Origin of the sequence: Vibrio rarus (assembly GCF_024347075.1) — a bacterium.
In the GTDB taxonomy this organism is placed as follows: Bacteria; Pseudomonadota; Gammaproteobacteria; order Enterobacterales; family Vibrionaceae; genus Vibrio; species Vibrio rarus.
Genome location: NZ_AP024900.1, coordinates 1,349,196 through 1,363,243, shown reverse-complemented (window position 1 = coordinate 1,363,243; position 14,048 = coordinate 1,349,196). Strand labels below are relative to the sequence as shown.

The 14,048-nt window shown below is 44.2% G+C and carries 15 protein-coding genes; 10 read left to right on the top strand and 5 right to left on the bottom strand.

Translation table 11 applies throughout. From position 1 onward, the window contains the following. The first annotated feature begins 5 nt into the window (after window positions 1-5). From OCU56_RS06465 to uspE, 8 genes are all read left to right on the top strand, one after another. Complete coding sequence (locus tag OCU56_RS06465) at window positions 6-179, top strand: cbb3-type cytochrome oxidase subunit 3 (RefSeq protein ID WP_261874697.1); 174 nt, start codon at window positions 6-8, stop codon at window positions 177-179. Further along, a complete protein-coding gene (ccoP, locus tag OCU56_RS06460) occupies window positions 179-1,159 on the top strand; it encodes a cytochrome-c oxidase, cbb3-type subunit III (protein WP_261874696.1) in 981 nt (326 codons plus the stop codon). Before OCU56_RS06465 ends, ccoP begins: the two co-directional genes overlap by 1 nt. Before the next feature lie 75 nt (window positions 1,160-1,234). Beyond that, window positions 1,235-1,720 (top strand): FixH family protein, encoded by a 486-nt coding sequence (locus tag OCU56_RS06455; protein WP_261874695.1) that lies wholly within the window; start codon window positions 1,235-1,237, stop codon window positions 1,718-1,720. Further along, the gene (locus tag OCU56_RS06450; protein WP_261874783.1) at window positions 1,720-4,161 is read left to right on the top strand and encodes a heavy metal translocating P-type ATPase; all 2,442 of its coding nucleotides are present in this window, start codon (window positions 1,720-1,722) and stop codon (window positions 4,159-4,161) included. Before OCU56_RS06455 ends, OCU56_RS06450 begins: the two co-directional genes overlap by 1 nt. After that, window positions 4,082-4,258 carry a cbb3-type cytochrome oxidase assembly protein CcoS gene (ccoS, locus tag OCU56_RS06445; RefSeq protein ID WP_261874694.1) on the top strand — a complete coding sequence of 59 codons (177 nt, stop codon included), beginning with the start codon at window positions 4,082-4,084 and terminating at the stop codon, window positions 4,256-4,258. The genes OCU56_RS06450 and ccoS overlap by 80 nt, the downstream gene beginning before the upstream one ends. Continuing rightward, the gene (locus OCU56_RS06440) at window positions 4,258-4,917 is read left to right on the top strand and encodes a sulfite exporter TauE/SafE family protein (protein WP_390904862.1); all 660 of its coding nucleotides are present in this window, start codon (window positions 4,258-4,260) and stop codon (window positions 4,915-4,917) included. Before ccoS ends, OCU56_RS06440 begins: the two co-directional genes overlap by 1 nt. Before the next feature lie 108 nt (window positions 4,918-5,025). Next, window positions 5,026-5,778, top strand: coding sequence for an FNR family transcription factor (locus OCU56_RS06435; RefSeq protein WP_261874692.1), 753 nt, complete (start codon window positions 5,026-5,028; stop codon window positions 5,776-5,778). A gap of 174 nt (window positions 5,779-5,952) precedes the next feature. Then, a complete protein-coding gene (uspE, locus tag OCU56_RS06430; protein WP_261874691.1) occupies window positions 5,953-6,903 on the top strand; it encodes a universal stress protein UspE in 951 nt (316 codons plus the stop codon). A gap of 69 nt (window positions 6,904-6,972) precedes the next feature. On the opposite strand, the gene OCU56_RS06425 is transcribed toward uspE, so the two are convergent. The 5 genes from OCU56_RS06425 to OCU56_RS06405 form a co-directional block, all read right to left on the bottom strand. Then, complete coding sequence (locus OCU56_RS06425; RefSeq protein ID WP_261874690.1) at window positions 6,973-7,851, bottom strand: fumarylacetoacetate hydrolase family protein; 879 nt, start codon at window positions 7,849-7,851, stop codon at window positions 6,973-6,975. Window positions 7,852-8,010: 159 nt separating this feature from the next. Beyond that, window positions 8,011-8,688: a GntR family transcriptional regulator gene (locus tag OCU56_RS06420; RefSeq protein WP_261874689.1), complete on the bottom strand. Its 678-nt coding sequence runs from the start codon at window positions 8,686-8,688 to the stop codon at window positions 8,011-8,013. Between the two features lie 151 nt (window positions 8,689-8,839). Then, a complete protein-coding gene (locus tag OCU56_RS06415; protein ID WP_261874688.1) occupies window positions 8,840-10,378 on the bottom strand; it encodes an AMP-binding protein in 1,539 nt (512 codons plus the stop codon). A gap of 3 nt (window positions 10,379-10,381) precedes the next feature. Next, a complete protein-coding gene (locus tag OCU56_RS06410; protein ID WP_261874687.1) occupies window positions 10,382-11,692 on the bottom strand; it encodes a malonyl-CoA decarboxylase in 1,311 nt (436 codons plus the stop codon). A gap of 8 nt (window positions 11,693-11,700) precedes the next feature. Then, window positions 11,701-12,105 carry a YciI family protein gene (locus OCU56_RS06405; protein WP_261874686.1) on the bottom strand — a complete coding sequence of 135 codons (405 nt, stop codon included), beginning with the start codon at window positions 12,103-12,105 and terminating at the stop codon, window positions 11,701-11,703. Window positions 12,106-12,251: 146 nt separating this feature from the next. Between OCU56_RS06405 and OCU56_RS06400 the strand changes: the two genes are divergently transcribed. Both OCU56_RS06400 and OCU56_RS06395 read left to right on the top strand, forming a co-directional pair. Beyond that, the gene (locus OCU56_RS06400) at window positions 12,252-12,899 is read left to right on the top strand and encodes a malonic semialdehyde reductase (RefSeq protein WP_261874685.1); all 648 of its coding nucleotides are present in this window, start codon (window positions 12,252-12,254) and stop codon (window positions 12,897-12,899) included. Between the two features lie 11 nt (window positions 12,900-12,910). Further along, on the top strand, window positions 12,911-13,987 hold the full coding sequence (locus OCU56_RS06395) for a C4-dicarboxylate TRAP transporter substrate-binding protein (RefSeq protein WP_261874684.1): 1,077 nt from the start codon (window positions 12,911-12,913) through the stop codon (window positions 13,985-13,987). Window positions 13,988-14,048: the final 61 nt, after the last annotated feature.

Sequence of the window (14,048 nt, the reverse complement as noted above, 5' to 3'; positions counted from 1 at the left end):
CAGATATGGATATCAGTGTGATTCACAGCATTTGGACAATTCTACTATTTGTCTGTTTTGCCGGTGTTGTGTGGTGGGCTTTCGGTAAAAGCCGTAAAGCACGCTTTGAAGAAGACGCAAATCTCATTTTTGCGGACGAACGCAGCCCCAAAAAAGAGCAGCAAGGAGAGACTAAATAATGAGTACATTCTGGAGTCTTTGGATAACCATCATCACCATCGGAACCTTGATTGGTGTTGCCGTTATTCTTCGCTGGTGTGTGAAAGACCGCATGGGCGTCCCTGCAGGTGAAGATATGGGCCATGAATACGATGGTATTCGTGAGAATAACAATGATCTACCTAAATGGTGGACCTACTTATTCATTGCAACCATCGTTTTTTCTGTGGTCTACCTTGCCCTTTACCCAGGGCTTGGTAATTACAAAGGATTGCTGGGTTGGCAAAGTTCTGATCAAACCGTCACCAGTCTTGAGGAATCTAAAGCCTCTATTGCTCGTGCCCAGCAGAATAAACAACTTGACCAATACGCGAAGGAGCTCGGTGATGCCGATAGCCATTTTGGTGAGGCATTTAGTAAAATGGCTAAAACCGATGACGGCCAAGCATTGCGCTCAATTCCTGACATTGCAAACAATGACGAAGCGGTAAAAGTGGGACAACGTTTGTTCTTACAAAACTGCTCTCAATGCCACGGCTCGGATGCTCGTGGCCAACTAGGCTTCCCTAACCTAACCGATAACGCTTGGTTATACGGCGGTGAGCCGGACGCCATTGTTAGCACCGTCATGGATGGACGTATCGGCGAGATGCCACCATGGATAGACGTATTAGGAGAGGACGGCGTGAAAGAAGTCGTCACCTATACGCTCTCCCTGTCGGGTCGTAAAGTGAATGCTCGGGAAGCGGCAGCAGGAAAGTCTCGATTCGTAGTGTGTGCGGCTTGTCATGGCACCGATGGTAAAGGTAACCCCGCACTTGGCGCCCCTGATCTCACCGACAATAATTGGTTGTATGGTGACTCCCGCGCCGCTGTCACCGAAACCGTAGCCAATGGTCGTTTGGGTGTCATGCCTGCATGGAAAGATATTTTGGGCGAAGAAAAAGTCCAATTGGTTTCTGCCTATGTTTGGAGTCTTAGCGCCCCTAGCAAAGAGTAACAATCTAATCACAGCCCCTGCTGTCATAGGGGCTGCACTTCTTTATACTCACCTATTTAATTAGAGAACTTTTTTATGGTAAAGCCTTGGTATAAGCAGTTTTGGGCTTGGTTTATTTTACTTATTATCCTAACGACCATATTTGGCACCCTACTTAGGGTCTACATATTGTCACAACATACGGTTTCTTTAGTTTCCGAGGATTACTATAAAAAAGGAAAAGGGATCAATATCGACTTATCTAAAGTCACTGTCGCCAATGATCTCAATCTTTCAGCGGTAGTGTATTCGGCAAATAACGACATTATTATTGAATTTGATAAAGGTCAATTAGCCACTTTCCCTGCAATTGGTATCGAGTTTTCGCACCGTACATTACCAGATAGAGACTTTCATTACCTGGCCACTGCCACCCCATCTGGCACCTATAAAGTGCATCTTGATGCGCCTTTACAAGGCCCCTGGTTTATGGAACTAAGACCCCATGATAAACATTGGTTGATCCAAGGTCGCATGACTTTCCCTAGCACCACCCCAGCCCCTTTGACGAACTCATTATGATGGATAAATCGTGTTACCACTGCGGTGAAGATGTACCAGAAAACACCAACTATTGCGTCACTATTCTTGATGCTTCAAGAGCAATGTGTTGTCCTGGCTGTGAATCTGTCGCGCAAACCATCGTTGACAGTGGTTTGAGCTCGTATTATCAATACCGAACAGAAAAAGCCGAACGGGTTGATCTGGTTCCTGAACAACTGCAATCGTTAATACATTACGATAATGAACACGTTCAGGCAGAGTTTGTGCGCAATAAACAACACATCTCCGAGGTGACACTGTCACTCGAAGGGGTATCCTGCGCCGCTTGTGCTTGGCTTATCGAAAAACAGATGAATGCTCGCCAAGGAGTGGTGCAAATTCGCGTCAATACCGCCACTCATCGCGCTTTATTGGCTTGGGATACCACTCAAACTAAACTCAGCGAACTGCTCAATGTCATTCATAAGTTAGGCTATAAAGCCGCCCCTTTCGAAGCCGATAAACAAGAAGAAAGTTATTACCGCGCCATGAAACAATACCTATATAAACTGGGTATTGCAGGCCTTGCCACTATGCAAGTTATGATGTTAGCTGTGGCTTTATATCTAGAGGTTTTCGGTCACTTAGAACCTGAGTTTAAACACTACTTTCGTGTGGTGAGCTTAATCTTTGCCACCCCGGTATTGCTCTACTCCGCCTTGCCTTTTTATACCAATGCATGGCGCAGTTTAAAAGCGCGCACATTGGGTATGGATGTCCCCGTGTCTATCGCCCTTATCTTTGCTTATGTAGCCAGCTTAATCGCCACTTTCACCCAAAGTGGTGAGGTGTTTTTTGAATCCATTTCTATGTTCACCTTTTTCTTACTACTGGGACGTTTTTTAGAAATGCGCGCACGTAGAAAAGCGGCCGCGGCCAGTGCTAACCTACTTAAATTGGTTCCCGCTATGGCCACATTAGAAGATGGTAAGCAAATTCCGGTTAAAACCCTAAACATTGGCGATAACGTTCGCGTGTTAGCCGGTGAACATGTCCCTGCCGATGGCACCGTCCTAGACAAAGAGGTATATGTGGACGAGTCTATGCTCACCGGTGAGTCCTTACATGTAAAGAAAAATGCTGGGGATAACGTATATGCAGGAACCATCAATGGCGAACAGACCTTCACTTTGCAGGTGGCTTGTACCAAACAAGAGAGCATGATCGCCAACATTGTTCGTTTGCAAGATGAAGCGCAAACCACCAAGCCTAAAATTGCTGAAATTGCTGATGTTGTAGCCCGTTATTTTGTGGCAGTCATTCTCATTATTGCCGCTTGTACCTACTTTTACTGGCAACAAAATCAACCGCAAGATGCTTTTTGGATTATGCTCGCTGTACTGGTTGCCACCTGTCCTTGCGCCCTCTCTCTGGCGACGCCAACCGCCATCACCTGCTCTACCTCGCGAATGGGCGAACTGGGGATTTTGTTGCGTAAAGCGCACGCCATCGAAACCTTATGTAAAGTCAACCATGTGATCGTGGATAAAACGGGGACGTTAACGGAAGGCAAAGTCTGTTTGGCCAAAACCGATACTTTTGCAACATGGACAACGCCACAAGTATTAGCCATGGCCGCCCGCCTTGAATCCCATGCAAATCACCCGATAGCGGCCGCCTTTCGTCCCTATTTAGATGAGTCAACCACAGCCGAAGCCATTGAAAATCATATTGGTTTAGGGCTTAGCGGTGTTATCAATGGATTGCAGTGTAAGATTGGCAGTCATGCCTTTGTGTGTGATTCGACGGTTTTAGCCCAGCCCCATACCGTGTACTTGTCTATCGATGGCACACTAGCAGCCGCTTTTACTTATCGCGATCCCATGCGTCATAGTAGCCAAGATTTTATCGCCTCCCTCAAGCAACTGGGCATTAGCACCACATTGCTCACCGGTGATAATCACATCAATGCTAAGCCAGTGGCACAGCAATTGGCTATAGACACCTTGGTTTCTGGTGTGACTCCAGAAGGTAAGCTCAATTATTTACACAGTCTGCCTCAATCTAACATTACTTTGATGATCGGCGATGGGATTAACGATGCACCAACACTTGCCGGGGCACATTTATCTGTGGCTATGGGGGGCGGTACCGATGTGGCTAAATCTTCCGCCGATATGGTGTTACTTGGGGATAGATTAGATAAATTAATCGAAGCACGTACCCTTGCCATTAAAACCCGAAAAATTATTCGAGAAAACTTAGCTTGGTCCTTAGGCTATAACCTGTTGATTTTACCTTTGGCGGTCTGCGGACTCGTTGCCCCCTACATTGCGGTAGTAGGCATGTCTGCCAGCTCTATCATCGTAGTCACTAACTCACTGAGATTACTAAATAAAAATGGAAAGTCTATACATTCTGATCCCCATAGCAATCCTACTGGTCGCCATCGCCGTGGCCGTGTTTCTATGGGCAGTTAAGACCGAGCAATTTGAAGACTTAGATCGGCAAGGTCATAATATTTTGTTTGAGGAAGACGAAATGCCCAACAAGAACGACAATAAAAAGCAACCATGATGGCAAATATTGACTGGATTGGGGCTTTTTTAATCGGTATTGCAGGGGCTGGGCACTGTATGGGAATGTGTGGCGGTATCGCCAGCGCTGTTGCCCTCAATGGTCGGCACAACGCTTTTTATGTGACTTTGCTGTACAACTTAGGGCGCATCTCCTCCTATCTATTGGTAGGCGCGCTCATTGGTGGCACTGTCGCCAATAGTGCGACTCTATTTCAATCCACCGATTTTCTTGGGGCATTGCGCGTGATGGCGGCCTTAATGATCCTTATCTTAGGCCTTTACTTAGGTCAGTGGTGGAATGGCTTACTCAAAATTGAAAAGCTCGGCCAAAGCATCTGGAAACAATTATCTCCCATCGCCTCGCGCATGTTACCACTGCGCTCAGTATGGTATGCCTATCCTGTGGGGGTTGTATGGGGTTGGATTCCCTGCGGTATGGTCTACTCCATGCTAAGTTGGGCCGCCGTGTCTGGTAGCGCGGTGAATGGACTGCTTATTATGGGGTGTTTTGGTTTAGGTACCTTACCTGCAATGTTACTGATCGGAACCAGCGCAGCCCGGTTTTCTAAATTTATAAGTCAATTACTCATTCGTCGCACAATTGCCTGCTTAATGATTGTTTACGCTATCTATTCACTACTCAGCTTTGTTATTTAGGTCAAAAATGAGAGTAATAGTTGAGATATCGAGTCATTATACTGCTATCCATTTGTGCCCTATAGTGCTAATATATTGATGTATGTCAATTTTATATGTGTTAAAAGTATGATTATTAATACTGAAAAACCAGCAACAAAACGTATACAGTCCGGCGGTTGTGCTATTCACTGCCAAGACTGCAGCATCTCACAACTGTGTATACCGTTTACGCTTAATGATACAGAACTTGATCAGCTTGATCAGATCATCGAGCGTAAAAAGCCAATTCAAAAAAACCAAGAGCTGTTTAAAGCCGGTGATGAATTGAAGTCTTTGTATGCAATTCGTTCAGGTACTATCAAGAGTTACACCATTACAGAGCAAGGTGACGAGCAAATCACTGCCTTCCACTTAGCCGGTGATTTAGTTGGTTTCGATGCGATTAATACTCAAAGCCACCCGAGTTTTGCTCAAGCACTTGAAACCTCTATGGTCTGTGAAATTCCGTATGAAATACTTGATGACCTGTCTGGCAAAATGCCGAAATTGCGTCAACAAATAATGCGTTTAATGAGCAGCGAAATTAAAGGAGATCAGGATATGATCCTACTCCTTTCTAAGAAAAACGCCGAAGAACGCCTAGCCGCATTTTTATACAATCTATCCGAGCGTTTCTCACAACGTGGCTTTAGCCCTCGTGAATTTCGTCTAACGATGACCCGTGGAGACATTGGTAATTATTTGGGCCTTACTGTAGAAACCATCAGTCGCTTGTTAGGTCGCTTCCAAAAAGCGGATATTTTAGCGGTAAAAGGAAAATACATTACCATTAATGACCATGACGCTTTAGCTAAACTGGCGGGTGCTTGTCGTAGTTAATACCCTTTAAATATGAAGTGGTTAGCACAGTAGCCACTTCATATTTATCTATTTATTCGTTTCACGCCCTCATAATTCCTCTGTTTTTGTCCTAATCTTTGATGACTATCTAACTCTTTTCCTTACAACACAGTTATATTGTATTTAATCATTAATAAAGTGAAAGGATGGTCTATGAGTATTTACAACAACATCTTGGTTGTTGCCAATATCGATACAGAGCAACAACCTGCTTTGGCTCGTGCCATGCAAATTGGAAAAAAAAGTAAATCCCCGAGTAAGATTACCTTTTTTCTAGCTATCTATGATTTCTCTTATGAAATGACTTCGATGCTATCCCCTGATGAACGCGATGCCATGCGTGCCGGAGTCATTCATCAGCGAGAGCTGTGGATGAATGAAATAGCGAAACCTTATCGTGACGATGACAACATAGAACTGGCCATTAAAGTGGTATGGCATAATCGCCCCTATGAAGCCATTATTAGTGAAGTGTTTGCCAATGACTTTGAATTGGTTGTGAAAACAACACGCCAACATGATCTATTAGAATCGGTGTTATTTACCCCTACAGATTGGCACTTAATGCGCAAATGCCCATGTGCTGTACTGCTCGTTAAAAGTCATGATTGGCCTGAAAATGGGCATGTGGTGGTGTCAGTGCATGTAGGCTCTGAAGTTGAAGCCCACCTTGAGCTCAACCACATTATGGTTGAACAAGCGATGGATATTGCTGGGCGCCTTGACGCGACGTTACACTTAGTTAACTCCTACCCTGTAACGCCACCTAATATTACGGTGGAACTGCCTGAGTTTGACCCTACCATCTATACCGATTCAGTACGTGGTCACCACTTAACATCCATGAAAGCCTTGCGCCAAGAGTATGGTATCGATGAACAACACACTATTGTTGAACAAGGTTTACCGCAAGATGTTATTCCAGAGGCCGTCAAACAATTAGGCGCTGGACTCGTGGTCCTTGGCACATCAGGTAGAACCGGTTTATCCGCCGTTTTCTTAGGCAACACCGCAGAAAATATCATCGACCACATTAACTGTGACGTCCTTGCCCTTAAACCTAGTGGTTATATTAGCCCTCTTGATCCGGTTAAGGGTAGTTAGGCCCAGCAGAGCTCACTTACAGAAGAAACGGTGTTCATTGAACACCGTTTTTTTATGAGACGATAAGAGTTACTGCAGTGGGTGATCTTCATCCACAACGGTATTACTTAATATACCTAGCCCCTGCGCTTCAATCTCAATGACATCGCCCGGTTTCATAAATACCGGTGGCGTTCTTACATAGCCGACTCCCGCCGGGGTGCCTGTGATAATGACATCACCGGGTAATAGCGTCATACATTCACTTAATATCTCAATTAAGCTTGCCATAGGAAAGATAAAATCGGAGGTATTGGCGTCTTGCATTACCTGCCCATTTAATCGGGTTTGTAATTGAATACCGCTAACGCCTAAAGGCAATTCATCAGCAGAAACAAACTCAGGCCCAAAGGCTCCCGTATCATCAAAATTTTTACCTATGGTCCATTGCGAGCTCTTTCTTTGGTAATCACGTACCGTTGCATCATTAAATAGAGAGTAACCAGCAATATAATTCAAACCCTGCTCGGCTTTTACATGACGAGCTTTCTTGCCGATTATGGCCGCAATTTCCCCCTCGTAGTCCAGTTTATCAGAGCATGTAGGTCTAATTATATTTGCTTGGTGTGCCACTAATGATTCGGCGCCGCGCATAAATATTTCTGGATATGATGGAGGCTTCGCTCCCCCTTCAACCGCATGGGCGGCGTAATTTCGACCGATACAAATGATCTTTCCCGGGCGCGTTATTAGTGGCCGAAATTGAATATCACTGAGTTGCAGATAAGCTTGCTCGGGTGCATTATCGACAATATTGGCCAATCGGCTCTGCAGATCTTGTTCTGATTGCAATAAAGACACTAAGTCTTGAGGCAACGTTGGATCAGCCACACTCAGATCGATGACTTGGCTGCCCACCTTAAGCCCAATACGCTGTTGTGCTGCATGTTCAAATGAAATGATTCTCATGAGTTCCCTTCGCCTTTAAGTTAATTTTTTGTTACAAGCTCAATCTAAGTCATAAAATAGATAATTTCCATATTATATTAATAATATCGTTTTTATTTGCACATGAACCATCACATCGTCTTTATTAATAAGAATTATCCGTCTCAATGGCTGACTCACTCAGTTTTGTAGGTGTTTCTTTTCTAACAACTCAGCTAAGTAACCACCGGTGGATGTGTAGTGTTGCACCAACAATTGTGTGGCGCGCGGCGCATCTTTCTCTATCGTGGCATTGAAAATTTGCGTATGCTCGTCTGACACATTTCTAGAGCGGTAACCTATGGCTTTATCCGCTAAGAATCGGTAGCGTATATTCTGATCATACAATTGATTACAGTAACCAAGTAAAATAGGACATTGGCACTGGCCAATTAAGGCCATATGAAAAGCTTTATGGTGTGGTTCCCACGAATGAAAATCGGTGCTGTCGGCACGCAACAGTCGATGATGGAGGATAACTAACCGTTCTTCCCACTCTTCATCACCTAACTCAATGCTTTTACGTAAGGCAAGTACATCTAATTCACGCCTAAGCATGAGTATTTCATTAAAATTATCTTTACTCATTAAAGAAACTCTAAAACCCCGTTGCTCCATTCTATCAACCAAGCCATCTGAGGTGAGTAAACTCAATGCTTCACGTATGGGTGAAGCCCCAATATTGAGCAAGGTTTTCAAGGATTCTATTTTGAGTTTTTCTCCCGGTATGAGCTCACATTTAAGGATTTTCGTTCTTAACTGATGATAGACTCGGTTAATCGCCGTTTTGCTACTGTTCTCATCTATATCAATCTTCATTGGCTTACCCTAAGCATATTTTATGATGTGTATTTGAGTACTGTCGTCTATTTTTTGTCACGCACTTAACAGTCAAGCCGTTACTAAAAAATATTGTTATCTATGTAACCACCTGTAAATAAAGGGGTTTATCTATGCCCCCATGAACTATCTAACTCATAAATAGCTGCTGGTATTGCGCTCTTAATTGCGCCTTTTGTACTTTACCCATTGTGTTACGTGGTAACTCATCAATAAAAAACATCTGCTTAGGTTGTTTAAATTTGGCCAATGTCAGCCCCATTTTCTCGCGGATACTTCGTTGTAACTGCTGTTGTTCTCTCCCCTTACTTGCCACTACGACCGCCACTACAGCTTCACCAAAATCAGGGTGAGGAGCGCCAATCACTGCGCTTTCTACCACGCCCTGCACATCATCAATAACCCCTTCTATTTCTTTAGGATAAACGTTGTACCCTCCCGAAATTATCAAATCTTTAGAACGGCCTACAATGGAGATATACCCCTGCTCATCGCATACGCCCATATCTCCAGTTAAAAACCAGCCTGTTGTTCGAAGCTCTGCTGCGGTTTTTTGTGGCATATTCCAGTAACCACTAAAGACATTAGGCCCTTTAACTTCAATTTGCCCAATATCCCCCGCAGGCAACTCTTCTCCGCTGATCGGGTGACAAATTTTCACATCCACTCCAGGTAAAGCTAACCCAACAGTGCCTGCTTTTCTCTCCCCATGATAAGGATTCGATGTGTTCATGTTTGTTTCTGTCATGCCGTATCGTTCCAAAATGGCATGACCGGTTACGGCTTGCCATTGATGGTGGGTCTCCGTTAACAATGGTGCAGATCCTGAGACAAATAAGCGCATATTGCTAGTGAGCTGTTTGTTTAAGATGTCCGTTTTTAATAGACGTACATAAAATGTTGGCACCCCCATGAGTACCGTCGAATTCGGCATCAGAGTGGCAACTTTTTCAGGATCAAACTTAGTGAGAAACTGTAGACTCGCTCCCACACAAAGGGTGATATTTATGGCCACAAACAGTCCGTGAATATGAAAAATAGGTAAGGCATGAATTAAGCAGTCTTGCCTAGAAAATTGCCAAACATCGGCTAACGTGGTGGCATTAGAGGCAAGAGCGCCATGAGAAAGCATGGCTCCTTTCGAGCGTCCTGTGGTTCCAGATGTGTATAAAATGGCCGCCAGATCGGAAGCTTGTCGTGGCACAACATCGCAATTGCCTGTGACGGTATGCATTAAATCCACCAGCGAGCCACTGCCTCCATCCTCAGAAAGGGTGAGAACCGCTGTCACCTTCGCCTTGTTAGCCACTGAGGTCAAATCATCGAATAAGTTAGGATCGCATACCAACACTTTAGGGGTGGCGTCGCATAAAAAGTATTCCACCTCATTGGCCGTGTAATCGGTATTAAGGGGCAAAAACACACCTCCAACTAAAATGGTGGCTAAATAGAGCTGCACTGTGGTCACAGACTTTGCTACCTGTACCGCTACTCTATCCCCTGAAACCACCCCTTGCTGTTGTAAAACTGCTGCTAGTCGTTCAGCTTGGTTAAACAGTTGTGCATAATTGGTGTTAACACCTGAATCGACTTGGTAAGCAAAAACATCACTATCATGGCCATAGCTTCCTTGGCGTAACACATTAGCTAAGTAATTGTCATCGTACATATGTCATTTCCTATGCGTTTTTTTATGAACTTTTTTTATTAACGACGAGGTTTTAATTGTCCCTTGTGACAAGAATTCCTCATGATTTCGCTCAATGGAGGGCAAGTCGTATTCATAGTTGACCATCACTCCATAAGAGTCATTGACGCCCCGAGTTGAGCTATTTGCCCATAAATGCACCTTTTCTAGGTGGGCACCATTGCCTAAATGAAAGCGAGATACGGGATCAACGGGCCCACCGTCTTTCCCCTTAGCCTCCAATAAATAATGGATGGCTAACCTATACAAACCTTGGCTATTTTGTTTTTTAACCGCCTCGGTTAAATTGCCCTGATCGACACTGGACTGTTGCATTATGTTTTGTTGTTCGGCTGTTAAATTTCGCTGCGCTTCTAACCAACGCCGCATACCTGGGATGGGAGACATTGTGATAAATCGCCGTAAATTCGGCATCTCACGGCTTAATTCCTCCACCACTTGTTTGATCAAAAAATTGCCAAAAGAGATACCTCGCAAACCGGCTTGGCAATTCGAAATAGAATAAAAAACCGCCGTGGTCACCTGGTTCGCTTCCAGTGGCTGACGATTATCTTGCAAAATAGACTCAATTGTTTCTGGAGTAGCTGCGGTAAGGGCGACTTCCACAAAAATTAAAGGATCTGAGGGTAATGAGGGGTGAAAAAAGGCGTATAAACGGCGATCTTTTTCGGCCACACGGCGACGTAAGTCATCCCAACCTTGGATTTCATGTACCGCTTCATAGGCAATAATTTTTTCCAGTACCCGAGCTGAGGTTGACCAGTTAATCACCTCTAAGCGTAGAAAGCCGCGGTTAAACCAAGAGTGAAATAAGTGTTTAAGATCGTTATCTAAACACCTTAAGTGAGCATGTTCACGGCTTAGTATGAGTAGATCTTCACGCATGGCGACTAATGCTGCCGTTCCACCTGGAGCACGGTTTAATTGCCTAATTAATTCTTGAGATTTAGGTTCAATAGCAAAGTGCAGAGCGCGACCTTGCTCAATAGAAGGGGCGGATTGCCAGTGAGCGATGGCGCCATTCAACGCCTCAGGATCAATACTAAATTCCTCAATCAGTGATTCGAAAAAAGCTTTCTTTTCGGCCATTGTCAATTGTGTAAAGTCTTGGAGGATTTCTCGTGAAAGAGCCAAACTGGTGGCTTCTCCTGAGTTTTCTAATAAGCGGTGACACTTATCAATTAAGGTTAATTGCGTGTTATGTGCAATTAAAGTGCCACCAATATCTGTCACCCGAGACACCCAATCTTCAATCACATTCATCCAGTTAGCCATTTCGCACCTCAATCACTTTGATTGGTCGGGTCAAAATCTACTTGCTGTGCGGACAACTTCACATTGAGTTGTAGGCTCCCTTCATTAATTAGCCAGCGACGAATACGAAACGCTCTTACTCCCTTCTTATGCATAGGATCTTCTTCAGCCAAGGCCTTTGCGGATTCAAGGCTGCGTGTACGATAAATAATTAAACCAGAACCTGTCATCATTTCCCCTGTTTCGTCACTCAGTGGACCAGCAAACATTAATATTCCCGCTTGTTCAAGCTTGGCTTGATAGGCTAAATGATCTGGCAGATGTCGTCCCACTTCACTGGGACTGGCAATGACGGTGCTTTCAATCATATACACCTCCATAGCAAGAGAACCTCTGTCCTTTGCCTGTGCTTTGTAATCATTCCACTTGATCATTCGCCGCCCTCGCAATGTAAATAAATTGTTAAAATAAAATATCGATATTATTTGACATAACCGTAAGTCATCGCTAAAAGTTATGCAAGTGTTAAATTATTGACGCAAATAAACCTCACGGCACAACATCACATGGATTAATAACTATGAACTTAGACAAGGTAAGGTTGGATGCGCAGCAAAGGGTTACAGCACTACGCCAACGTAAATCCCGCCTCGATAAAGACTCTATCGACTTAATTCTTAACGATGCTCGTTCCCATTATGCTTGGCAGGATAAAGCCGTCCCTGCGACTCTATTAGAAGAGATGTACCAAATTGTTGCCAATGGTGCCACCAGCATGAATTGCTGCCCTGCTCGATTTTATTTTGTGACTTCAGAGCAAGCCAAACAGCAACTGGCGTTATCCCTAAAAGAAAAAAATATCGACAAAATGCTCGCAGCGCCAGTCACTGTGATCATTGCTCATGATTTAGATTTTTGGAAACAACTGCCTTTTTTGTTCCCTCATGAAGACCGACGTCCCCTTTTTCAAGATAAGCCCGCCTACATAGAACGTACTGCCTTTCTTAATGGCACATTGCAAGGGGCGTACTTAATGATCGCGGCGAGAGCACTCGGTTTGGATGTGGGTCCTATGTCTGGCTTTTCTAATGACATCGTGGACCAAACATTTTTTGCAGGCACCACATTACGCTCTAATTTTTTATGCAATTTAGGTTACGCCGATGAAAGTGCTCTGTTTCAAAAGCTACCTAGATTTGAATTTTCTGACGTATGTACTTACCTATAGGGATCATTGACATGTTACTGACTAAAAAATTCGTCCAACACAGTGTGGGATTCACATTAGCTAGCTTGCTATCAATGCCTGTCTTTGCCACACAAACCATCAAAGCGGTTGTGATTGATGGCTACCCTGCAAAAGCTATGTGGGTACATGAATTTTCTGAATTTTTTATTCCTGAGGTGGATAAACGTCTGGCTAAAACTGGGAACTACAAAATGGATTGGCAACAATCCTATGGCGGATCCATTGTTAAACCCAAAGGCGTATTAGAAGGCATTAAGTTAGGCTTGGGAGACATTGGTATAGTGACGACCATTTTTCATAATTCTAAGCTACCGAGTCAATCGTTATCTGCTGCTACCCCTTTTATATCCAATGATGCACGTGTGGTGGCAAAAGCGGTAGACGAAATCGCCAAAGAATACCCAAGCATGCAAAAGGAGTTTGCTAAACAGAAGCAAGTGTATTTAGCCACAGGAGTGGTACTCAACACCTACCAACTTTACAGCAAGAAACCGGTACACAAAGCCAGTGACTTACAAGGCACTAAAATTGCGGGGGCCGGAACCAATTTAAGGTACATAGAAGGCATTGACGGGGCTGCTGGCGTGCGTGGTGGATTAACGGATTTTTATAACATGCTCAATACAGGTTTAGTGGATCACGCCATGTTATGGCCCGAGGCAGCCAGTACTTTCAAAGTGGTTGAAGTGGCTCCCTATATGGCAGAAATAAACTTTGGTGCAGTGAATACTAAGACGGTAACCGTAAATCAAAGATACTGGAAATCCTTACCCGATGAGGTCAAAACGGCCCTTAGTGACGTGGCTATTGAATATAGAGATCATGTGGCAACCATTGCTATGCAGCGGGCTGAAGCCAGTCGCCAACAATTTGTTGAAGCGGGCGGCACCATCATAACTATCAGCCCTGAAGCGCGAAAAGAGTGGGCAGAACTCATGCCTAATATAGCTAAAGAATGGGCAAAAACATTAAATAGCCGAGGTGAACCCGGTAGTGAAATGCTGCAAGCCTATATTGATAAACTCAAGGCCAGTGGTGCCACCCCTGTACGAGATTGGACAAAATAAACCCCATCACACTAAGTAACTGTTAGAAATAGCGCAGGAAAAATGCTCGAACACAAGGCGA